Source organism: Amycolatopsis sp. M39 (assembly GCF_001651785.1).
In the GTDB taxonomy this organism is placed as follows: Bacteria; Actinomycetota; Actinomycetes; order Mycobacteriales; family Pseudonocardiaceae; genus Amycolatopsis; species Amycolatopsis rubida.
Window position 1 is genome coordinate 767933 of record NZ_LWSF01000004.1, and the last position, 23018, is coordinate 790950.

Consider the following 23018-nt stretch of genomic DNA (forward strand, 5'->3'; position numbering starts at 1 on the left):
GTGAAGTGGACTGCTGAAATCTGTCGCCAGTGGCCACCTCGAAGGTGGTCTCCACTGGTGCCGGGCCAGCCCTTCCGGCGCGGGCCGATCCCGTCTCCCATGGTAGGCCGTTCCGGAAGCCCCAGGTCAACGCTTCCCGGCGGAAAGGCAACCGTGCCTAAGTGGATCTCTCCGCGCGAGAAGTGGACTTCCGAGATAGCCGCGCAATGGCCTGCCTCAGCGGTCCACCGTCGTCTTACGCTGGAGGGGAAGACCCCGTTCAGCTCCCCCGAGAAAGGCCCGCAAGGTGTCGCAGCAGCAGAACGCCGAACCCCAGACCGTCACCGGCACCGCGAAGGTCAAGCGCGGCATGGCGGAGATGCTCAAGGGCGGCGTGATCATGGACGTCGTGACCGCCGACCAGGCGAAGATCGCCGAGGACGCGGGCGCGGTCGCGGTCATGGCGCTGGAGCGCGTCCCCGCGGACATCCGCGCCCAGGGCGGCGTCGCCCGGATGAGCGACCCGGACCTGATCGACGGCATCATCGAAGCGGTGTCGATCCCGGTCATGGCGAAGGCGCGGATCGGCCACTTCGTCGAGGCGCGGGTGCTGCAGTCGCTCGGCGTCGACTACATCGACGAGTCCGAGGTGCTCACCCCCGCCGACTACGCCAACCACATCGACAAGTGGGCGTTCACCGTGCCGTTCGTCTGCGGCGCGACCAACCTCGGCGAAGCGCTCCGCCGGATCACCGAGGGCGCGGCGATGATCCGCTCGAAGGGCGAGGCGGGCACCGGCGACGTCTCGAACGCGACCACGCACATGCGCAAGATCCGCGGCGAGATCCGCCGCCTCCAGTCCCTTCCCGAGGACGAGCTGTTCGTCGCGGCGAAGGAGCTGCAGGCGCCGTACGAGCTGGTTCGCGAGGTCGCCGAAGCCGGCAAGCTGCCCGTGGTCCTGTTCACCGCGGGCGGCATCGCGACCCCGGCCGACGCGGCGATGATGATGCAGCTGGGCGCGGAAGGCGTGTTCGTGGGCTCGGGCATCTTCAAGTCCGGCAACCCGGCGCGGCGCGCGGAGGCGATCGTGAAGGCTACGACGTTCCACGACGACCCTGATGTGCTGGCGAAGGTTTCGCGCGGGCTCGGGGAAGCCATGGTGGGAATCAACGTCGAGGACGTGCCGGAGCCGCACCGCCTCGCTGAGCGCGGTTGGTGACGTACCAGCTTCATCTCATCTTCCCGCGCGAACGGTGAGGGGCACCCGCCCCTCACCGTTCGCGCATTTTTACGCTCCGCACTCGGCCAGCCGGCCCCGGGCTGGGCGCTCGCAAGGCTGCGCTTCCGACCCGGGCTCACCCGTCCCCGCGCGATACCCGTGTGCCCCTGCCGAGGTTTGACCAGGCTTCCCTCGGCGATCTGCCCCGCACTGTCCGGTCGTCTGACGTGCCGCACTTGCCCACTTCTGGCGGCGCACGCCTGAGCATTGCGCTCAGCGAGATCGCCGAGGCCGCCTCCGCCCTCGTCGCCGGGCTTCACGATGGCCAGCCCAGCGGCAGGGGGCCACCCGCCATCCGTGCCGGACAGTCACAACAGCCCACCCGTGATGATTGAAGATGACGCAAATCGCTTACTTCAATCACAAACGATCGTCTACACTGAGGGCCGCGCTCAGTTCACGGACCGAAGGGCCTTCATGTCAGAGCCGTCCTCCCCCGAGTCGTTCTCGCCCGAAACCTCCGCGTCCGGTGCGGCCGACGCGTCCGGTGCGCTTGCCGCGCCGGAGCATGGTTCCTTCGTGGCCGCCGAACTGGCCTCGCAGCCGCAGATGTGGCGCGCCGCGGCCGACTGTGCCGCGCCGGCCGCCTTAGCGCTGCCGCGCCCCGGCGAGCGGGTGGCCGTGGTCGGGTGCGGCACCAGCTGGTTCGTCGCGATGAGCTACGCCGCCGCGCGGGAGCAGCGGGGGCTCGGCGTCACCGACGCGTTCGCCGGGTCCGAGTACCCGGCTGGCCGCGAATACGACCGGGTGGTCGCGATCTCCCGGTCCGGCACCACCACCGAAATCATCGAGCTGCTGTCCGCGCTGGCCGGGCAGCGCACCACGCTGATCACCGCGGTGGGCGACGGGCCCGCGGCCTCGGTCGCGGCGGAGGTGGTCGAGCTGCCGTTCGCCGACGAGCGTTCGGTGGTGCAGACCCGCTTCGCCACGAGCACGCTCGCGCTGTTGCGCGCCGGCCTCGGCGACGACATCGGCGAGCTGGCGCGGCAGGCCGGGCGCGCACTGCTGGAACCGCTCGACGATCTGCTCGACGCCGAACAGGTCACCTTCATCGGGCGCGGGGCCGCGGTCGGCATCAGTTGCGAGGCCGCGCTCAAAACCCGTGAAGCGGCCCAGTTCTGGGCCGAGGCCTACCCCGCGATGGACTACCGGCACGGCCCGATCGCGATCGCGCAGCCCGGCAGGCTCGTGTGGTCGTTCGGCGAGACCCCGGACGGGCTGGCCGGCGACATCGCCCGCACCGGAGCCCGGTTCGTGCACCACGACCTCGACCCGCTCGCCGGGCTGGTCGTGGCGCAGCGGTTCGCGGTGGCGCTCGCACGGCGGCGCGGGCTCGATCCCGACCGGCCGCGGTCGCTGACCCGCTCGGTCATCCTCGCCTGATGGCCGTCCTCGGCGTCGACGTCGGCGGCACGACCGTCAAGATGCGCGTGACCGACGGCCGCGCCGTGTTCGCCGAATGGCGCGAACCGACCCCGTTCGGCGATCCCGCGGCGCTCGCCGACCTGGTGGCCCGCGCCGCCGCGCGCTATCCGGTCGACGCCGCGGGGCTGGTGGTCCCGGGGATCGTAGACGAGCGCGCCGGGCGGTGCGTGCGGGCGGTCAACCTCGGCTGGGACGACGTCCCCGTCCACGACCTCGTCTCCGCTCGCCTCGACGTGCCGCTCGTGTTCGGGCAGGACGTCCGCGCGGGCGCGCTCGCCGAAGCCCGCACCGGCGCGGCGGCCGACGCCTCGGGGCCGGTGCTGTTCGCTCCGGTCGGCACCGGTTTCGCGACCGCGCTGGTGGTGCGCGGCGAGGTCCTCGACGCGAGCCCGTGGGCGGGCGAAGTCGGGCAGATCCGGCTGCCCGGCGGCCGCCGCGTCGAGGAGGTCGCGTCGGCGGCCGGGCTCGCGCGCCGCGCCGGAGCCCCGGACGCGGCCGCCGTCGCCGCGAGGGTTCGCGACGGAGACCCGGCGGCGGTCGAGGCGTGGGACGAGTGCGTCCGCGCGCTCGCGGAGCCGATCGCCTGGGCCACCGCCGTGGCAGGCTGTTCCACCGTGGTCGTCGGCGGCGGCCTCGCCGAGGCTGGTGCCCTGCTGCTCGACCCGCTCGCCCGCGAGGTCGCGCATCGGCTCGGCGCGCTGCGGGCGCCCGCGATTGTCCAGGCGCACCACGGGGATCGGGCCGCCGTGGTGGGCGCGACGCTGCTGGCGCTGCGATGATCGTCGTCGCCACGCCCAACCCCGCGGTCGACCTCACCTACCGGGTCGGCACCCATACCCTCGGCGGCACGAACCGGGTGCTCGACGTGCAGCGCCGCGCCGGCGGCAAAGGCGTGAATGTCGCCCATGTCCTTGCGGCGCTGGACGTTCCCGTGCGCGCGGTGCTTCCGCTCGGCGGCGACGCGGGCCGCTGGCTCGGTTCGGCGCTGGCGGTTCCGTTCGACGCGACTGCGTGCGAAGCCCAGACCCGATCGACGGTCACGGTCACCGGCGACGGCCATCCGACCGTGTACGCCGAGCCGGGACCTGAGCTGTCCGCTGCGGAATGGGAAAGGTTCTCGGCGTTGCTCGCCACCCGGATCCGGGACGCGGATCTGCTCGTGATTTCCGGTTCCCTGCCCCGGAACGCCGCACCGGAACTGGTCGGCGAATGGGTCCGGCTGGCCCGGGATGCCGGGGTCCGGGCACTGGTCGATTCGTCCGGGCCCGCGTTGCTGGCCGCCGCCCGCGCCGGAGCCGACGTGAAACCGAACCGCGAGGAACTCCTCTCCGCCACCGGCGCCGCCGACGAAACCTCGGGCGCCGCGGAGTTGTCCAGGCTCGGAGCCGGGCTGGTCGTGGTGTCGCGGGGCGAGGACGGCATCGCCGCTTACGCCCCGTCCGGAGTCGTCTCGGCTCCCGTCGTGCCTGGCGTGCAGGGGAATCCCACCGGCGCCGGGGACGCGGCGACCGCTGGCCTGGCCGCGGCACTCGTGCGCGGGTTGCCGCTGGAGGAGGCGCTGCGCCAGGCCGCCGCAGCCGGTGCGGCAGCCGTGCTTCGCCCGGTCGCCGGAGAGATCGACCTGTCCGCGTACCGCAGATTCCTGAACGGAGCGTCCACATGATCACCCGCCCCGCCTTCGCCCGGTTGCTCGCCTCGGCCCAGGACCGGGGCGGCGCGGCCGGCGCGTTCAACGTGATCCTGCTGGAGCACGCCGAGGCCATCGTCTCCGGAGCCGAACAGGCGCGGCTGCCGGTGATCCTGCAGATCAGCGAGAACTGCGTGACCTACCACGGCGGGCTGGCCCCGATCACCGCGGCTTCGCTGGAGATCGCGCGCCGGGCGTCGGTCGAGGTGCTCGTGCATCTCGACCACATCGAGGACACCGAGCTGGTCCGCGAAGGCATCGAGCTGGGCGTGCACAGCGTGATGTACGACGGCTCGCGACTGTCCTATGCGGACAATGTGCGCAGCACCCGCGCGGTGGCCGACCTCTGCCACGCGGCGGGAGTCGCGGTGGAAGCCGAACTGGGCGAGGTCGGCGGCAAGGACGGCGTGCACGCGCCGGGTGCCCGCACCGACCCGGCCGAGGCCGCGGAGTTCGTCGCCGCCACCGGGGTCGACGCGCTGGCCGTGGCGGTGGGCACGTCGCACGCGATGCTGTCGCGCACCGCCAGGGTCGACCGCGGACTGGTGACGCGGCTGCGGGACGCCGTCCCGGTTCCCTTGGTGCTGCACGGGTCCTCCGGCCTTTCCGACGACGAGCTGCGCGGGGCGGTGGCCGGCGGGATGGCGAAAATCAACATCTCGACGCACCTCAACGGGCTGTTCACCGGAGCGGTGCGGCAGTTCCTGGACGAACAGCCCGAGGCGGTCGACCCGCGCAAGTACGTGCGGCTCGGCCGGTCCGCGGTGGCGGCTGAGACGGCGCGGCTGCTCCGGCTGCTGGCCGGATAAACAACAAGGCTGACCCAGCGCGGCACCCGGACGACGATTCCGCGCGAATCAGCCTGCCGCCGGACAGATCCGGGTGCGGCGAGGTGCCGGAGACCGCGTCTCCGGGGCTCGCCCGCCGTACCCGGAGTCCAGCACGCCCGCAGCCGGCGCGTGCCCCGGAATCTCGATACCGACGGAAGTCTGCTCCACCGGTTCAGCCGGTGACTTCGCTGCCTGAGTGCGCTATACAAGAGCGCGCTGTGCATTTTAATGCGCAAGAAAGGTATGCAATGAGCAAATATCTGCAACGCCTTCGCTGTCTGACTACAACTCTCGTCCTGCTGGCCGTCGCGACCCCCGCCGTCGCCCAGGCCGCCGCTGCCCCGGCCGGGCAGCTCGGCGACTTGACCGGCGTCTCCGCCGACGGTCCGGTGACCACCCTGACCGCGGGCACCGCGGCCGTCCGGGTCAGCTTCCCCTCAGCGGCCGCGGTCCGGGTGTGGCTCGCGCCGGACGGGACCTTCACCGATCCGGCGGGCAGCAAGATCGTGCTGCCGAACGGCAACCCGCCCGCGACACCGAAGCGCACCGACCGAGGCGCCTACTGGGCCATCGGCACCGGCAAGGCCACGCTCCGCGCCTACAAGCACCCGTTGAAGTTCGCCCTCTACGACGGAGCGGACCGCAAGCAGCTCTGGGCCGAGTCCGCGCCGCTGTCCTGGACGGGGAACACCACCACGCAGACGCTCGCGCGCGGCGGCGCCGAACAGTACGTCGGCGGCGGGGAGCAGAACGGCCGATTCAGCCACCGCGACCAGACCATCAAGATTTTCGCCGACGACAACTGGAACGACGGCGGCGCGCCCAACTCGCAGCCGTTCTACGCCTCGACGGCCGGGTACGGCGTGCTGCGCAATACCTTCGCGCCCGGCAGCTACTCGTTCTCCGATCCGGTCCGCACGACCCACGACGAGCGCCGCTTCGACGCCACCTACGTCGTCGGAGACGGGCTCAAGGACGTCATCTCCGGCTACACCGACCTGGTCGGCAAACCTTTCCTCCCGCCCGTTTACGGCCTGGAGACCGGCGATTCCGACTGCTACCTGCACAACGCGAACCGCGGCGAACGGCACACCCTCGACGCGGTGAAGGTGGCCGAGGGCTATCCCGAACACGGCATGCCCAACGGCTGGATGCTCGTCAACGACGGCTACGGCTGCGGTTACGAAAACCTTCAGCAAACCGGCGAAGGCTTGCGGGACAACAAGATGCAGCTCGGCCTGTGGACCGAGAACGGCGTGCCCAACCAGGCCGAGGAGGTCAAGGCGGGCGTCCGCGTGCGCAAACTGGACGTCGCCTGGGTCGGCCCCGGTTACCAGTTCGCCCTCGACGCCTGCGACACCGCGCACAAGGGCATCGAGGACAACAGCGACGCGCGCGGATTCGTCTGGCAGCCGGTGAGCTGGGCGGGCGCGCAACGATGCGGCGTGCTCTGGAGCGGAGACCAGTCCGGCTCCTACGACTACATCAAGTGGCAGATCCCGACCTACGCCGGCTCGACGCTGTCCGGCATCGCCTACAACACCGGCGACATCGACGGCATCTTCGGCGGCAGCCCGCAGACCTACGTCCGCGACCTGCAGTGGAAGTCCTTCCTTCCGGTCGCGATGACCATGGACGGCTGGGCGAAGGCGGACAAGCAGCCCTGGCGCCAGGGCGAGCCCTTCACCTCGATCAACCGCAAGTACCTGCTGCTCAAGGAACGGCTGCTGCCCTACACCTACAGCTACTCCGTCCAGGCCCACCAGACCGGTGTCGGCCAGGTCCGGCCGCTGGCCCTGGAATACCCCGACGACCCGAACGCGTGGACCGACAAGGCGAAGTACGAATTCCTGTCCGGCACGGACTTCCTGGTCGCCCCGGTCTACGACAACTCGTCCGTGCGCAACGGCATCTACCTGCCCAAGGGCACCTGGACGGACTACTGGAGCGGCAAGACCTACACCGGTCCGACCACTGTGGACGGTTACGACGCGCCGCTGGACAAGCTGCCGCTTTTCGTCCGCGGCGGCGCTGTGGTGCCGATGTGGGCGGAGGGCACGACGTCCTGGCAGACCCGTGACAAGAGCCAGCTGGACGTCGACGTGTACCCGCAGGGCAAGAGCAGCTTCGCACTCACCGAGGACGACGGCGTCACGCGCGGCTACCAGCGCGGCGAGCAGGCCCGGCAGACGTTCACCGTGGACGCGCCGCGGTCCGGTCCGGGCACGGTGACCGTCGGGATCGGCGCGAGCACCGGGTCCTATCCCGGCAAACCGGCGGCGCGGAACTACCAGCTGACCGTCCACACCGGAACGAAACCGGCGGCGGTCCTGGGCGGCCACGGCATGCTGCGGCAGTACGCCAGCAAGGCGGAGCTGGACCAGGCTCCGTCCGGCTGGTGGTACGACCCGTCCGCACGCGGCGTGGTGCGGGTGAAGACCGGCTCGATCGACTCCGGCGCCGCTCAGGACATCCGGTTGCTCGGGGCGAGCGCGGTCGGCGGGTTCTTCCCCGCCGACGACAACGCCTCGGTGCAGCTTTCCGCCCCCGCGACGGCGGCTCCGGGCCAAGCGGTGTCAGCTACCGTCAGCTTCGCCAACAGCACCCCGCTGCCCGTGCGTGACGTGGCATTGTCGGTGCAGGCCAACGGTTTCCACGCGGAGGTACCGCAGGCTCCGGCGCTCGTGTGGCCGGGTCAGACGGTGCGAGTCCCGGTGCGGCTCACTCCCGACCCTGGGCTGCACCCGGCAGACTATGAAGTGACCGCCACCGCGAAGTACCAGGCCAGGCTGAGTACGCACGAAGCGGCCGGGTCAGCGATGATCACGGTGCCGTACGCGACGGTGGCCGCGGCATACGGAAACGTCGGTGTCACTGACGCGGCACACGCCGCGAACGGCGACCTCGACGGCAGCGGCAGCAGCTTCCGGGCGGAGGGCCTCGCCGAAGCGGGCTTGAAACCGGGAGCGCAGTTCACCGCGGACGGCGCCGAGGCGACCTGGCCCGACGCCGGCACCGGGAAGCCGGACAATGTCGTGGCAGGCGGCCAGACTGTCGCCGTGCAGGGCAGCGGCGCCAAGCTGGTCCTGACCGGCACCGGGACCGGCTCCGCCGCGAACGGCCAGGTCGTCGTCCGGTACGCCGACGGCAGCACGAGCCAGGCCGCGCTCGGCTTCCCGAACTGGTGCTGCGCCGACCCGGCCCAGTACGGCGCGACGACGGTCGCCTCGGTGTCCGGCAAGAACACGAAGTCCGGTCCGGCCTATCCGACGGTGGCCTACCGGGTGTTCGCGAACTCCGTCCCGCTCGACCCGGGCAAACGAGTCGTCGCGATCACCCTGCCGGCGAACTCGGCACTGCACGTCTTCACCGCCGCGATCGCCTGACCGGCACGCAGTCGGTGAGGGGGAACCCTGAACCCTCAGGGTTCCCCCTCACGGACGTGAAGATCGGGGTCAGCGGCGCGGAGTCAGCCGCAGGATCTGCTCGCCCGCGGTACGGCCGTCCCCGATCCGGCTGCCGCTGCCGTCGGTCCAGGAGCGCACCGGCGTGGTTTCAGTCTGCCGCCCCGGCTCCGCCGACAGCGCCAGCACCAGTCCGCTGTAGCGGTTGACCAGCCGGGTCCCGCCGTCCGCCGGGACCAGGAACCATTGCTGGGCAACGCCGGATCCGGCGCTCAGGTTCGGCGCGGTCCCCCAGGCGCGGCCGGAGGGGACCGCCGGAACGCCCAGTGCCAGACCGCTCGCGGCGTTGGTGATGCGGTAGGAGCCGTCACCGGACGGGGTGAACCGCCAGCCGGCCCGATCGCCGGCCAGCCACGAGGACACGGACGTGGTGCCGGTGCGGCCGGACTGGGCGAGCACGCGGCCGGAGCCGATCCGGTAGGCGCGGCGCGGGTCGACCGGGGACGCGGCCGGCGCGGCGGACGTGACGGTCACGTCCGCGTAGACGCCGTCACGGCCGTCCGTGCACGAGATCGAGCAATAGGACCGGAACGTCTTGCCCACGATCGTCCCGGTGGTCCGGGTCGCCGAGTCGACGAACCAGCGGTACCACGACTGGTCCTGGTAAGAGCCGGTGTCGCCGATCAACCGCCATTTCGGGTTCGCCAAGTCCTCGGTCGCGTAGAACCGCTGCGGGCCCACGGAATCGACTGCCTCCGGCTCGCCGATATACAGCCCGAGGTGCGCGTCGTAGGCGATGTTCATGACGAACAGGTCGGATTTGCGCGGCAGCGTGCCCGCGGCCACCTGCTGGGCGGCGGTGCCGGTGTGCGCCGGGTCGTAGTCCTTCTCCGGCGGGGTGTAGCCGTTCGGGTCGACGTCCGTGGGCACGAGGTTGCTTTCCTTGCCGCCGACGCCCGGCTGCGACCAGTGGCCGTCGTACCACTTCTGCCACGTCCCGGTGCCCATCTTCCCGGACATCGGCGCGCGGGCCACATGGGCGAGGCCGCTGAACCCGCCGCCGCCCTGTCCGGCCTTCGTCACGACGCGGGAGCCGTAGTAGACGTAGAAGTAGCCGGACTTCGGATCGGCGAACAGCCGCGGATCGCCGTCGCCGTAGTCGAAGGTCTGGTTCGGGAACGCCGCCGTGTCGCCGCGTTTCGTCGAGTACGGCGACGTGATCGCGTGCCCGCCGATCCGCCAGGTGCGGCCCTGGTCGGCCGAGACCGCCCAGTCGATCGCGTCGTAGTGGGAGAACGAATAGGCGCCGAAGGGTTCGGGAGTGAACTCGTTGTGCACCAGGCCGTACCAGTCGCCGGTGTCCGGGTCGACCCAGGTCCCGACGAGATCGCAGAAGTTCTTCTGGGTGTAGCTCGACCCGGCGGGCGGATCGGTCGCCTCGCGGCCGGTCGGGCTGGTGTCGCACCGCCAGGTCGTGTCGTTGTTGCGGTCGCGCGGCTCGGCCGGGTTCACCGCGTCGCTCAGGCCCGCGTCGCGCTTCGCCGAGTCGAAGTCCGCGCCGGTGTAGAAGTCCCATTCCCGCGGGCCGTCCTTGCCGTAGAGGGCGGCGGACTGCTGGAAATGGAAGGTCCCGTCCCGGTCGAGGAACGGGGCGGCCGGGGTGTCGGTCGGGAACGGGTATTCGGCGACGGCCCCGACCGACACGGTGTAGCCGGGGTTGGCGTGCGCGGCCAGGGGCGCGGTGCAGGTCCCGGCGGTGAGGGCCAGGGCCGCACCGGCGGTCAGGGAAGTGCGGAAGCGTGACATGGCTCGGTTCCTCGCAGGCGATCGGCATCAACAATCGACAAGAACGAACAAGTTCACACAGTCTTGATGCTCGATTTTGCGCTGTCAACCCGCCATTCGACCCCCTTCGCGCAGGACAGGGCCGGTCCGCCCGTGGGTCACGATGCCACCGCGAACCTCGGAGAAAATGTTGACAAGTGATTGGTAAGGGCTAAAAATGCGCAGCAACACGCACTCAGTGTGTGGTCTTCGACCTCGATCAGGTGGTGGCTGATGCGGTTTCACAAGCTCGTGGGCTCGACCTTAGCGGCGACGCTGCTGCTCGCCGGGTGCGGCAGCGGGGACGCGGCGGGCGACGGCACTGGGGAGAACGCGCTCCCCGGCGCGGCCGAATTCCTTTCCTCGCCCTGTCCGGAACCGGCGGCGAAACCGGCCGGCGGCGGGCAGCTCGTCTACTGGTCCATGTGGACCGCGGACGAGCCGCAGGGCAAGGTGCTGCACAAAGCGCTGAAGTGCTTCCAGGACAAGACCGGCGTGAAGGTCGACGTGCAGTGGCTGGGCCGCAAGGCCTACACCCAGAACCTGGTCCCGGCGCTCAACACCGGCACCGTGCCCGACCTGTTCGACCAGGACGTCAGCAAGGTCGGCGCGGCGATCATGACCCCGGGCGGCACGCAGAGCCTCGACGACGTGTTCGGCATGAAGGTCGGCGAAGGCGACAAGACGGTCAAGGACGTCCTCTCCCCCACCTCGTACGACTTCCCGCAGAACAAGGACCGCGAGGGGCACAGCTTCCTCGTGCCCTACGAGATCCAGTCCAGCGCCTGGTGGTACGACAAGGCCGCCGGCGGCGCGCTCGGCCAGCCGAAGACCGTGGACGAGCTGATCGGCCTGTTCGACAAGGCGAAGGCGGACGGCAAGGCGGCGGTCAGCCANGTCAGCCAGGACGGCGACATCCCGTTCTACAACATGTACTACTTCACCCAGCTCGCCGAACGCTACGTCGGCGCGGGCGGGCTGGCGAAGGCGGCGCAGGACCCGACCGGCCGCGCGTGGACCGACGTGCCGGGGTTCCGCGAGGCGGCCGCGCAGACCGCGCGGATCTCGAAGTACTTCATCGACGGCTGGGACGCGGCCAAATTCCCGCAGATCCAGCAGCGCTGGGCGGACGGGGACGCGCGTTTCCTGTACGTCGGCACCTGGGCGCCCAGCGAAACCCGCGAATACCTCGACAAGCAGGGCGCGGGCACGAAGATCGACTACGGCTCGTTCCAGTTCCCGATGCCGCCCGGCGCCACGCACGACACCGTGGAGCAGATGTCGATCGGCTTCGCCGTGCCCAAGAAGGCCAAGAACGCCGCCGCGGCCAAGGCGTTCATCGCCTACTTCCTCAACAAGGGCAACCTCGCCGGCATCCCCGCGGTGGCCGACAACCTGGTGCCCCGGCCCGACCTCGCGGTGCCGGACGACCTGAAGCCGGTCAAGACCGTCCTGGACGACCAGAAGAAGGAGCACGTGCTGCAGTACGACGGCATCGACGCGATCGCGGGCGGNCGGGCGGCAAATGGCAGACCGACGTGTTCGACCCCGCCGACACCGCGCTGCTCAAGGGACAGCTGACCCCGGAGGCGTTCGTGGCGCAGCTCGCGCAGAAGTCCGCCGCCTTCTGGAAGAACCAGCACTGATGGCCGCGCTCACCACGGTCACCGGGGCCCGGGCGGGGCGGCGGCCCGCGCTCGGGCCGCACCTGAGCCGCAAACGCAAGCTGTTCTGGCCCTTCGCCGCCCCGGCGCTGGCGCTCTACCTCGCGTTCCTGGTGCTGCCGACGATCGCGACCGTGGTGCTCAGCTTCACCAGCTGGTCCGGGGCGGGCGACACGCCGCGGCCGCAGGGGGTCGGGAACTACGTGCGGATGTGGCAGAGCGAAACGTTTCGCTACGCCTTCGGCAACACGCTGGTCTACGTCTTCCTCGGCGGCGTCGGCACCTTCCTGCTCGCGTTCCTGTTCACCATGGTGCTGCGGGACATGCGCGGCGGGAAGATCGTGCGGGCGATCCTGTTCTTCCCGAACATCGTCGCCCCGGTCGCGCTCGGCATGTTCCTCGGCTTCGTGTTCAAGTACCAGCCGGGCAAGCAGGGGCTCGCCAACTACGTGCTGGAGCACCTCGGCGCGGACGCGGCGAAGTTCCTCGCGCCGGAGAACGTGACCGGCGTCGTGACCGCGTCGCTGATCTGGGCCAGTTCCGGCTTCTACATCACCATCCTGATGGCCGCGGTGGACCAGATCCCGCCCTACCTCTACGAGGACGCGGACCTCGGCGGGGCCTCGCCCTGGCAGAAGTTCCGCTCCATCACGCTCCCGCTCACCTGGGACGTGGTGGGCGTGGCCGGGGTGCTGTGGACGATCAACGCGCTCAAGATCTTCGAACTCGTCTTCGTGCTCGCCGGGCCCGGCACCTACGCCCCGCCGAACCGGGCGTGGACGCTCGGCATCTACGTGTTCGACCGGACCTTCGGCTCGAACGGCACGCCGGACTTCGGCGCGGCCTGCGCCTGCGCGGTCGCGATGATCGCGCTCGTCTCGATCCTCGTCGTGCTCCTGCGCCGGTTGATGCGCCGTGACGCCATCCAGTTCTGAAGGAGACCCTGTGACCGTCACGGAAGCGCCGTCGCGCGGCTCCGCCCCGGGCAAGCCCCGGCGCACCCCGCCGCGCCGTCCCCGCCCGGCTCCCGGCAGCCGCAGGCTCAGCCCGCTGCGGCTGCTCGGCTCAGTGCTCGTGTGGCTGTTCACCGCGGGCAACCTGCTGGTGCTGTACTGGCTGATCACCGCGTCGTTCAAGACGCCGGTGGAGATCTTCACCAAGCCGTTCGCCCTGCCCTACCAATGGTTCCACGTCGGGAAGCCGTTCCGGAATTTCGTCTACGCCTGGAACAACGCCGGATTCGGCGACGCCGTGCTGTCCACAGCGGTCCTGGTGGGTCTGGCGACGATCGTCACGGTCGCGATCTCCGCGCCGTGCGCTTACGCGCTCACCCGGCTCGGCGTGCGCGGTTCGGGCGTGCTGACCAACGGCGTCGCGATCGGCATGGGGGTGCCGTTCCAGACCGTGATCATCCCGCTGTTCGTGGCGTTCAGCGAAATCCACCTGGACAACCAGTACGGGCTGTTCGTGCTCTACGTCGCGCTGTCGATCCCGTTCACGGTGTTCCTGCTGACCGGGTTCTTCCGCTCGCTGCCCGAGGAGATCGAAGAGGCCGCGGTGCTCGACGGCGCGTCGCCGGCGCGGGTGTTCGTCTCGGTGGTGCTCCCGCTGGCCCGCGGCGGCGTGGTCACCGCGCTGACGCTCAACGCGATCGGGCTGTGGAACGAAACCCTGCTGGCGATCGTGTTCCTCAAAGACCAGGCCCACTTCACGCTCTCGCGCGCGCTGTTCACCTTCTACGGCGCGGCGAGCTACCAGTCCGAGTACGGCGGGCTGATCGCCGGGGTGGCGATCGTCGTGCTCCCGATGCTGCTGCTCTACGTCGTGCTCGCCCGCCGGATCATCACCGGCCTGACCCTCGGCGCCGGAAAGTAGGACTCTGATGGCCACCGTGAGCTTCACCGACACCACCCGCTACTACGCCGGGGTCGAGCGCCCCGCGGTGGACGGGCTCGACCTGGAGGTCGCCGACGGCGAATTCCTCGTGCTGGTCGGCCCGTCCGGCTGCGGCAAATCGACCACCCTGCGGATGCTCGCCGGGCTGGAGGGCGTGGACGAGGGCTCGATCCACATCGGCGCGAAGGACGTCACCGAACTGCCGCCGAAGGAACGGGACATCGCGATGGTGTTCCAGAACTACGCGCTCTATCCGCACATGACCGTCGCCGAGAACATCGGCTTCCATCTCAAGCTCGCGCGCATGCCGAAGGACGAACGGGAACGCCGCGTTCGCGAAGCCGCGACCACCCTGGACCTGACCGAATTCCTCGACCGCCGCCCGGCGAAGCTTTCCGGCGGGCAGCGGCAGCGGGTGGCGATGGGCCGGGCGATCGTGCGGGAGCCGAGCGTGTTCCTGATGGACGAGCCGCTGTCCAATCTGGACGCCAAACTGCGGGTGCAGACCCGCACGCAGATCGCGTCGCTGCAACGGCGGCTCGGCACCACCACGCTGTACGTCACGCACGACCAGATCGAGGCGATGACCATGGGCGACCGGGTGGCCGTACTGCGCGACGGCGTGCTGCAGCAGTGCGACTCCCCGGTCGGGCTGTTCGAGCGGCCGCGCAACGTGTTCGTCGCGGGTTTCATCGGCTCCCCCGCGATGAACCTCATCGAGACCACAGCGGACAGTTCCGGCGCTGCGGCGGGCGACGGCACGCTCCCGCTCACCCCGGCCCAGCGGTCCGCGCTGACCGGGCCGGGGATCGTCGTCGGCGTGCGGCCGGAAGGCTGGGACATCGGCGGCGCAGGCTACCGCGCGGTCGTGGAAGTGGTCGAGGAACTCGGCAGCGACCAGTATCTCTACTGCCGGACCGGGGACCGGGTGCTGACCGTCCGGACCCCGGGCATGGCGCCGTGGAAACGCGGCGAGGAGATCTCGCTGGCCCCGCGGACCGGCACGGCGCACTTGTTCGACGCCGCCACCGGCGAACGGCTGCCGGACGCATGAGCACGATCACCCGCACCGAACTCGTGCTCCCCGCGGCCGGACTGGGCCCGGAGAACCCGTTGCCGCCGTTGCTCCGGACCGAACCGGCGGCTTCGGTGTCCAACGTGGACGAACTGCCCGCGGACCTGGCGGCGAACCTTTCCTACGGCAGGCTGGACACGGTGCTGCCGTGCCGGATGCAGGACGGGTACGGCCGCGACCGGACCGAACAGCGGCTGCCCGCGCTGGTGCTGGAGAACGAGCGGCTGCGCGCCACCATTCTCCCGGGGCTCGGCGGGCGGCTGTATTCGTTGCTGGACAAGGAAACCGGCCGGGACCTGGTGTACCGCAACCCGGTGTTCCAGCCGGCGAACCTGGCGCTGCGCGACGCGTGGTTCGCCGGCGGCGTCGAGTGGAACCTCGGCAGCACCGGGCACACCACGCTGACCTGCGCGCCGATGTTCGCCGCCGCGGCGCCCGGTCCCGGCGGCGAACCGGTGCTGCGGCTGTGGGAGTGGGAACGCACCCGCGATCTCCCGTACCAGCTGGATTTCTGGCTTCCCGGCGGATCGCGGCAGCTGTTCGTGGGCGTGCGGATCCGCAATCCGCACGCCCACGACGTGCCGGTGTACTGGTGGTCCAACACCGCGGTGGCGCAGACGGCCGGAACCCGCGTGCTGGCCCCGGCCGCGCAGGCGTGGCACTACGGCTACTCCGGGCGGCTCGACCTCGTCGACGTCGCGGGCGATCTCACCTATCCCGCACGGGCGGAGGCTGCGGCCGACTACTTCTTCGAGGTCGACGGGCCGCCGTGGATCGCCGCCGTCGACTCCGGCGGGCACGGGCTCGGCCAGGCTTCCACGGCGCGGCTGCGCGGGCGGAAGCTGTTCGTGTGGGGCGAATCCGCGGGCGGACGGCGGTGGCAGGACTGGCTCGCCCCGGGCATGGAGGGCTACCTCGAAATCCAGGCCGGGCTGGCCCGGACGCAGCTCGAACACCTGCGGCTGCCCGCGGGCGCCTCGTGGGACTGGCTCGAAAGCTACGGCCCGGTCACGGCCGACCCGGAGATCGCGCACGGACCGGACTGGCCCGCCGCGCTCGCTTCGGTCGCCGCCGGGCTGCCTGCCGCCGACGAACTGGACCGCCGGTGGCGCGAATGGCGCGCGGTCGCGGATGCCGCGCCCGGGGAACTCCTGGCGGCCGGATCCGGCTGGGGTGCGCTGGAAACCCGCCGGATGCTGACGGAACTGCCCGGCACGCCGTTTCCCGAGGACAGTCTCGGCGCGGCCCAGCAGCCGTGGCTGGAGTTGCTCGACGGCGTGGCGCCCCGGGCCGAGCCCGCCGCCGAACCACCGGACACCCTGGTCAACCGGCACTGGACCGAACTGCTGGAGGCGGTGCCCGACGCCGGCTGGCTCACCTGGTACCACCGGGGAATCGCGCGCTGGGCGGCAGGCGACCGCGACGGCGCGGCGGCCGCGTGGCGCAGGTCCCTCGATGCGGAGCCGAACGGCTGGGCCTGGCGCAATCTCGCCGTCGCCCAGGACGATCCGGCGCGTGCCGCGGAACACTACCGGCGGGCGGTCGGCTTGCTGCCGAAGCTGGCTCCGCTGGCGCTGGAGGCGGTCGCCGCGCACCTCGCCGCCGGAGATCCCGCCGCCGCACGGCACTTGCTCGAACCGTGGCCGGCCGAGGGCCGGTTCGCGTTGCTGCGAGCGCGGACCTTGCTCGCGCTCGGCGATCCCGGCGGCGCGCGCGAGGTGTACGAGCGCGGCTTCGCCGTGCCCGGCATCCGCGAGGGCGAGACGTCGCTGAGCGATGTGTGGCACGCGATCTCCGCCGGCCCGCTGCCCGCCGAGTACGACTTCCGGATGAAAACCGGTGGTGGGGCCGGATGAGCGCGAGGGGCCCGCGGGGTGAACAATGGCGCCGCGGCGGGCACGCAGGGACGGGACCGGCTCGAAGGGAGCATCAGCCGATGGCTCGGCACGAACGGTTGAGCACACTGTTGGACCTCTTGGCGAAGCGGGAGAAACTCGACGTCGAAGAGGTGGCCGCGGAGCTGAACGTCTCCGCCGCCACGATCCGCCGCGACCTGGACCACCTCGCCGAACAGCAGCTGCTCACCCGCACCCACGGCGGAGCCGTCGCGAACGACCTGGCCTACGATCTGCCGCTGCGGTACAAAACCGCCCGCCACGCCCCGGAAAAACAGCGGATCAGCGCCGCGGCGGCGGCGCTGGTGTCCAACGGCATGGTGGTCGGCCTCAACGGCGGCACCACGACCGCGGGCGTGGCCCGGGCGCTGGCCATGCGCGCGGACCTGGCCGACGCCCCCGGCCTCACCATCGTGACCAACGCGCTCAACATCGCCCACGAGCTCGCGGTGCGGCCGAACATGAAGATCGTCGTCACCGGAGGGGTGGCCCGGCCGCAGTCCTTCGAGCTGAGCGGGCCGCTGGCGACCCTGGTGCTCAGCCAGCTCAGTCTGGACCTGCTGTTCCTCGGCGTGGACGCGCTGCACCCCGCCGCGGGCGCGTTCGCCTGCCACGAGGGCGAGGCGGACATCAACCGGCTCATGGTGAACAACGCCGCCCGTGTGGTGGCGGTGGCGGACAGCTCGAAACTCGGCCGCCGCGCCTTCGCGCGCATCTGCGACATCTCCGACGTCCACGAAGTCGTGACGGACAGCGACGCCGATCCCGACGTCACCGCCGCTCTCAAAGCCGCCGGGATCCCGGTGCAGATCGCCTGACGCCGCGCGGCTGCACTCTCTCGGAAGTCCGTGCGGGGAGCCCTGGGGGAATCTGATTCCCCCAGGGCTCCCCGCACGGACCTGCACGCCGCGCCCAAGCCCGCCCGAGCATGAGGGGTCTTGACAAATTCGCTGCGCAACGTGCTTACTACTGCACGTTCGAGCGTCACCTTGAGCATCTTCACGCAGAATAGGAGGCTCCAGTGCCTCGACGACTCGCGTACGCGGCGGCCGGGCTCATCCTCACCAGTTCCGTCGCGACTCCCGCCGCGGCGCAACCGCTCTCGTCGATCTCCGTGCCGCGCGGTCCCGGCTCGCCCGGTTACCAGCTGCGCATCGACACCACCCGCCTGGGCATCAGCCTCTCGCGCGGCGGCGAACAGTTGCTGCGCACCGCGTCCGACGCTTTCACCTTCGACGGCGGCGTGGCCACGCGCGTGCGGTCGATCTCGCGAGACGGCGCGACCGTCGTCGCCACCGCCGACAGCACCGCGGGCCGCCCGGTGACCCTGCGGATCACCCCGCACCCGGACCGGTTCGATCTGAAGTGGACAGTCGGCGGGCTGGCCGCCGGGCAGCGCGCGACCCACTTCGACCTGGCGGCGTCCGGGCACTGGTACGGCGGCGGCGAAACCAGCGAAGGGAAAGCCCAGCCGTACCCGCTTTCCGCCGGAACGGTGGACGAGCCGGAGTTCTCGCCCGCCAGCTACATGATGCAGGAACCCTATTTCTTCACCTCGAAATCGGTCGGGCTCTTCGTCCGCACCGCGCAGCCGATGAAGGTCGCGATGGCAGGCGGGCGCGCCGACCTGGCCGTGACGAACTCCGCGGAATATTCGAGCACGGTGTTCGTGGAGTCGAACCGCCGCGCGGTGTACGACGACTACGTCGGCGAGGTCGGCAAACCGGCCAAGAGCGACGCGACCGACGCCGAGTACGCGAGTCCACTGTGGAATTCCTGGGCGCAGTACTACCGCGACATCGACCAGGACAAGGTGCTTTCGTGGGCGCGGGACCTGAAGGCGGCGGGCGTCGCCGGGCACACCGTGCAGCTCGACGACAAATGGGAATCCGGCTACGGGAACCTGACCTTCGACCCGAAGACGTTCCCGGACCCGAAGAAGCTGGCCGAGGGCATCCACGCCATGGGCCAGAAATTCGGCCTGTGGACCACGTTCTGGATCAACCTGGACTCGGCGAACTACGCCTACGCCCGCGACCACGGCTATCTGGTGCGCGCCAAGGGAAACCCGGCCCAGCCGTGCACGGTGACCTGGTGGAACGGCACCGCGGGCATCATCGACCTCGGCAATCCGCAGGCCCGCGACTGGTACACCGGCAACCTGCGGAAGCTGATGGCGGACTACGGCGTCGACGGCTTCAAGTTCGACACCCGCTTCTTCGACGACCGCTGCGCCGCCACCGGGAACCTGACCCCGCAGGACTACCAGAAGCTGGGCGCGGACATGACCGACGCGTTCGACCAGCAGGGGGCGGGCATCCGCACGCACTGGGGCAACCAGCGCTACGGGTTCGTGATCCGGGCGGTCGACGCGGACACCACGTGGGACGGCCTGCGCACGTCGCTGCGCCGGGCGTCGGCGATCTCGGCCAACGGCTATCCGTTCGTCGAGACGGACATGATCGGCGGCTCGAACAGCATGCCGCCGCCGTCGCGCGAGGTGCTCGTGCGCTGGGCGCAGGCCGCGTCGCTGATGCCGCTGATGTACGCGTCGACGTCCCCGGTGACGACAGTCGACACCACGACCGGCAAGCCGGTCGCCTACCCGGCCGACACCGCGAAGCTGTACGCCGACGCGGTCCGCACCCACGCGAAGCTGGCGGGCTACCTGAAAACCCAGGTACAGCAGGCAGTCGCGGACGGCACGCCGATCATGCGGCCGGTGTACTTCGACTTCCCCGCCGACCACCGCTTCGACACCGTCGACGACGAATGGCTGCTCGGCCCCGCCCTGCTGGCGGCTCCGATGATCACGGCGGGCGCCTCCCGCGACATCGCGCTGCCGCAGGGGCTGTGGTTCGACCCGCACACCAAACGGGTCGAGATCGGCGGCCGGACGCTGCGCGACTACTCGGCTCCGCTGGACACGACGCCGATGTTCGTCCGGATCGGCGCTCCCGGCTGGACGGAACTCGCGGCGAAGCTCTGAGCCGCCGGCGGCGTCCGGCGGGACCTGCCTCCACAATGGACGAAAGGGAGCTTCCCGCGCACCGGGAACCTGTCAGGTGTCGGCGACGAGGGAAATCGGGCTCGGCGTTCGCGGCCCGCAGGTGGCGGAGGTCGGCATAGCGTCCCTTTCGGAAAACCGGTGCAGCGGACGCGCGAATACATCGGCATCGTCAGGAAGGCGCTGCGCTGCGAACGGTTCCGGCACAACGCATCCGGATCTCGAAGCGGGCAAGGCCCCCTGCGCATCGCGGCCGAAGCCCTCGCGGCGTCTGGTGCCGGCGACTGATCCTTCGTGGACCCTCCTCACCGCATGGCCGTGACCCAGCAGCTCGCCCGCATCCCCGCGGCGCACCTCGCCGCCTGCCGGCAGTCGGTGGAAACGCTCGGCGGGCTGTGTTCCTTCACCTCGATTCCGGAAAGGGACTACTGCGACCTGGATTGGTGGCCGGTCGTCCTGAAATCGGCTTGGCAGCTGACCGGAGCCGATGACCGGACCCTCGCGGCGGGCTTCGACGGCGACGAGGAAGTCAATCCGGCCTGCCGGGATGTGCTCTACTCGATCGACGGACATCCGGTGGCCGAAGCGGTGTGCGGCATCACCCCGGACGCGGTCCGCGCCGTCGTGCCGCCGGACCCGGAGCAGATCGAGGCCAGGCTGGGCTCGCTCGCGCGGGAAGCGCTCGGGGATCCGGCTGAACATCTGGCCGAGCAGCACACCGTCCCGCGCGAATTCTACGTGGAAGCCGCACGCCGGGAGCTGGCCGTCGCGCGGTGGTGGGACTGACCCGTCACAGACCCTTCAGCACCCGATCCAGCGCCGCCCGGCCCGCCGGTCCCCAGTGCGGTTTTCCGCCGGGAAGGCCCTGCTCCCCGTTCTGCCCCAGGAGGATCAGGAAGAGGCTTTTCATCGCGGCCAGCCCGCGGGCGCGCCGGATCGCCGGCTCGTCCGCCCGCGCGTAGCTCTCGAAGAACCGCGCGGCCGTGCCCGCGGGCAGCACCACCCAGGCGGCGGCGAGATCCCACGCCGGATCACCGGCGGACAGGTCGCCGAAGTCCACGATTCCCGAGAGGGTTCCTTCCGAGACAACGACATTCGCCGGATGCAGGTCGCCGTGTACCCACACCGGAGGGCTCTCCCGCGCACGGGCCGCGACAGCGTCGTCCCAGACTGCCCGGACGTCGTCCTCCATGCCGTCGAGGGCAACGGCCCCGAGGAATTTCTCGAAGCCGCTCGTGCACTCCCGGGGATGGGCGCCGCGATCCGCGGCGATCGGCGCGTCGGCGGGAGCTTCCGCGTGGAGCGCCCGGAGGAAGTCCGCCAGAGTGTCAGCCGCGTGCGTGCCGCGGCTGATCGTGCCGCGGTCGAGCGGTTCTCCGGGGACCCACGTCAGCACGGTCCAGTACTTGGGGAAACGCCCGGACGGTTCGCCGTACCGCACCGGCACCGGCACCGGAAGCGGCAGGCGCGGGGCCAGGACCGGCAGCCACCGGCGCTCCTTGAGCTGCGGCTGCGGGGTGGGGTCCATGCGCTGCATGCGGACGGCCAGTTCGTCCCCGAGACGCCACATCTGGTTGCCCCAGCCGCCCGCCACCTCGCGGATCGGCAGACCGGCGAGGTCCGGGTGCTGCTGCTGGAGCAGGTCGCGGACCAGGTCAGCGGTGATCTCGGTGGCGGTCATGCGGAACGACACTACCGGCGCGACGGCCGGAGCCCGCGCGGACGGTCGTCGCGGCCGGTAATTGCTTTGCGGGACAAGGGAATCAGGTCCCGCGCGGTCAGCGTTCACCAAGCCGGGCGCGGAGGCCTGCGATGCTGTCGTGGGCGGCGGCGAGTTCGTCCGGCAAGCCGCTGATCCGGGCGGCCGACACGAGAGAGCGGCCTTCGTCCAGTTGTTCGCGCAGCCGCACCGCCGGGTCAGCTGGCGGCGGGAACAGCGGCGACGCCCGAGCGCACGACAGCCGCGGTGTCCAGGCTGCGCGGGAAGGCCCGCTGCACGCCCGGCATTTCGGCAGCCTGCCCGGTCGTGCCAGCCGGGCAGTCCTTCTCTCCGGGACCGGCTTAAGATTATGTGAACTCTCTGCTTGACATAATCTTCAGTGAGCGCTATAGAAATAGTAGCCGCGACAGCTGACCTGGGTGCCGAAACCATGTAGCCGGGGAGTGATCGACGATGCCGGACACCACCAGCCGCCAGGCCGATCCAGCCGGGCCGGGTGCGCCGTGCTGGTGCCGGGCGTGGCCCCCGGAGCATCGAGAGCGTTCTCCTCCGAGGCCAAGCGGCAGCACGAAAGCCGTGCCATCGCCGGGGAGGTGAGAACCCGGCGCGACGGGCCGGGGCGGTCTGCCACGACGCTTGGCCGAGGAGGCTCGCCCGGCCCCGGCAGTGCGTGTCGCGACGCGGTCCCGCGGCCGCCCAGCCCGGCACAGCTGCTTTTCACCCGAACTGGTTCCGGTCCCGCCGTTCGCGTCCGGCGGGACCGGATCCCCGCGACAACCCCCAAAGCGAAGACCCGCCCTGCCGGCGGGACACGAAGGAAGGAGAAAGGGAGGCGCATGGTCATGTTGATGCGAACTGACCCGTTCCGGGAGCTCGATCGGCTGACCCAGCAGTTCTTCGGCGCCACCGGCACCGCGGCCCGTCCGGCGGTGATGCCGATGGACGCCTACCGGTCCGGCAACGACTACGTGGTGCAGTTCGACCTGCCGGGCGTCGCACCGGAGTCGATCGACCTGGACGTCGAGCGCAACGTGCTGACCGTCAAGGCCGAACGCCGGCCCGGCTACGGCGAGGACGCGGAGGTCCAGGTCTCCGAGCGCCCGCGCGGGGTGTTCTCCCGGCAGCTGTTCCTCGGCGACACCCTCGACACCGACAGCATCAAAGCCGACTACGACGCGGGCGTGCTCACCCTGCGGGTGCCGATCGCCGAGCAGGCCAAGCCGCGCAAGATCGCCATCGGCGGCAGCGGCCAAGCCAGGCAGATCCGCGCCTGACCGGTTCGTCGCCGGCCCCGCCCCGCGGCGGGCGGGGCCACGGCTCCCCCGGCAGCGCC

Annotated in this window: 18 protein-coding genes; 15 read left to right on the forward strand and 3 right to left on the reverse strand. The window is 70.8% G+C overall.

Features of this window, described 5'->3' with window-relative positions; translation table 11 throughout:
• Positions 1 to 286 precede the first annotated feature (286 nt).
• The 6 genes from pdxS (at position 287) to A4R44_RS14195 (ending at position 8586) form a co-directional block, all read left to right on the forward strand.
• Entirely contained in the window at positions 287 to 1198 is a 912-nt protein-coding gene (gene pdxS / locus A4R44_RS14170) for a pyridoxal 5'-phosphate synthase lyase subunit PdxS (protein ID WP_067579974.1), read from the forward strand.
• A gap of 609 nt (positions 1199 to 1807) precedes the next feature.
• Entirely contained in the window at positions 1808 to 2641 is an 834-nt protein-coding gene (locus A4R44_RS14175; protein ID WP_067580234.1) for an SIS domain-containing protein, read from the forward strand.
• The gene (locus tag A4R44_RS14180) at positions 2641 to 3462 is read left to right on the forward strand and encodes an ROK family protein (RefSeq protein ID WP_067579976.1); all 822 of its coding nucleotides are present in this window, start codon (positions 2641 to 2643) and stop codon (positions 3460 to 3462) included. The genes A4R44_RS14175 and A4R44_RS14180 overlap by 1 nt, the downstream gene beginning before the upstream one ends.
• Entirely contained in the window at positions 3459 to 4346 is an 888-nt protein-coding gene (locus tag A4R44_RS14185; protein WP_067579978.1) for a 1-phosphofructokinase family hexose kinase, read from the forward strand. The genes A4R44_RS14180 and A4R44_RS14185 overlap by 4 nt, the downstream gene beginning before the upstream one ends.
• Positions 4343 to 5179, forward strand: coding sequence for a class II fructose-bisphosphate aldolase (locus tag A4R44_RS14190; RefSeq protein ID WP_067579980.1), 837 nt, complete (start codon positions 4343 to 4345; stop codon positions 5177 to 5179). Before A4R44_RS14185 ends, A4R44_RS14190 begins: the two co-directional genes overlap by 4 nt.
• A 269-nt stretch (positions 5180 to 5448) precedes the next feature.
• Complete coding sequence (locus A4R44_RS14195) at positions 5449 to 8586, forward strand: TIM-barrel domain-containing protein (protein WP_067579982.1); 3138 nt, start codon at positions 5449 to 5451, stop codon at positions 8584 to 8586.
• Positions 8587 to 8655: 69 nt separating this feature from the next.
• On the opposite strand, the gene A4R44_RS14200 is transcribed toward A4R44_RS14195, so the two are convergent.
• Positions 8656 to 10410 (reverse strand): RICIN domain-containing protein, encoded by a 1755-nt coding sequence (locus A4R44_RS14200; protein ID WP_067579984.1) that lies wholly within the window; start codon positions 10408 to 10410, stop codon positions 8656 to 8658.
• Between the two features lie 252 nt (positions 10411 to 10662).
• On the opposite strand from A4R44_RS14200, the gene A4R44_RS14205 reads away from it, so the two are divergent.
• From A4R44_RS14205 to A4R44_RS47865, 8 genes are all read left to right on the forward strand, one after another.
• Positions 10663 to 12009 carry an ABC transporter substrate-binding protein gene (locus A4R44_RS14205; RefSeq protein ID WP_232791592.1) on the forward strand — a complete coding sequence of 449 codons (1347 nt, stop codon included), beginning with the start codon at positions 10663 to 10665 and terminating at the stop codon, positions 12007 to 12009.
• 64 nt (positions 12010 to 12073) lie between these two features.
• A complete protein-coding gene (locus tag A4R44_RS14210) occupies positions 12074 to 13027 on the forward strand; it encodes a carbohydrate ABC transporter permease (RefSeq protein WP_067579986.1) in 954 nt (317 codons plus the stop codon).
• Positions 13028 to 13037: 10 nt separating this feature from the next.
• Positions 13038 to 13967 carry a carbohydrate ABC transporter permease gene (locus A4R44_RS14215; RefSeq protein WP_067579989.1) on the forward strand — a complete coding sequence of 310 codons (930 nt, stop codon included), beginning with the start codon at positions 13038 to 13040 and terminating at the stop codon, positions 13965 to 13967.
• 7 nt (positions 13968 to 13974) lie between these two features.
• Positions 13975 to 15042: an ABC transporter ATP-binding protein gene (locus tag A4R44_RS14220; protein ID WP_067579990.1), complete on the forward strand. Its 1068-nt coding sequence runs from the start codon at positions 13975 to 13977 to the stop codon at positions 15040 to 15042.
• Positions 15039 to 16919 carry a DUF5107 domain-containing protein gene (locus A4R44_RS14225; protein ID WP_067579992.1) on the forward strand — a complete coding sequence of 627 codons (1881 nt, stop codon included), beginning with the start codon at positions 15039 to 15041 and terminating at the stop codon, positions 16917 to 16919. Before A4R44_RS14220 ends, A4R44_RS14225 begins: the two co-directional genes overlap by 4 nt.
• Positions 16920 to 16999: 80 nt before the next feature.
• A complete protein-coding gene (locus tag A4R44_RS14230) occupies positions 17000 to 17776 on the forward strand; it encodes a DeoR/GlpR family DNA-binding transcription regulator (RefSeq protein ID WP_067579994.1) in 777 nt (258 codons plus the stop codon).
• A gap of 203 nt (positions 17777 to 17979) precedes the next feature.
• Positions 17980 to 19947, forward strand: a complete 1968-nt coding sequence (locus A4R44_RS14235) for a glycoside hydrolase family 31 protein (RefSeq protein ID WP_067579996.1) — start codon at positions 17980 to 17982, stop codon at positions 19945 to 19947.
• A 330-nt stretch (positions 19948 to 20277) separates the two neighbouring features.
• The gene (locus A4R44_RS47865; protein WP_067579998.1) at positions 20278 to 20751 is read left to right on the forward strand and encodes a hypothetical protein; all 474 of its coding nucleotides are present in this window, start codon (positions 20278 to 20280) and stop codon (positions 20749 to 20751) included.
• 4 nt (positions 20752 to 20755) lie between these two features.
• Here A4R44_RS47865 and A4R44_RS14245 read toward each other — a convergent pair whose 3' ends face one another.
• Together A4R44_RS14245 and A4R44_RS51710 are read right to left on the reverse strand one after the other, a co-directional pair.
• Positions 20756 to 21646: a phosphotransferase gene (locus tag A4R44_RS14245; RefSeq protein ID WP_067580237.1), complete on the reverse strand. Its 891-nt coding sequence runs from the start codon at positions 21644 to 21646 to the stop codon at positions 20756 to 20758.
• A gap of 97 nt (positions 21647 to 21743) precedes the next feature.
• Entirely contained in the window at positions 21744 to 21875 is a 132-nt protein-coding gene (locus tag A4R44_RS51710) for a hypothetical protein (protein ID WP_255366077.1), read from the reverse strand.
• A 652-nt stretch (positions 21876 to 22527) separates the two neighbouring features.
• Between A4R44_RS51710 and A4R44_RS14255 the strand changes: the two genes are divergently transcribed.
• Positions 22528 to 22959, forward strand: a complete 432-nt coding sequence (locus A4R44_RS14255) for an Hsp20/alpha crystallin family protein (RefSeq protein WP_067580239.1) — start codon at positions 22528 to 22530, stop codon at positions 22957 to 22959.
• Positions 22960 to 23018: the final 59 nt, after the last annotated feature.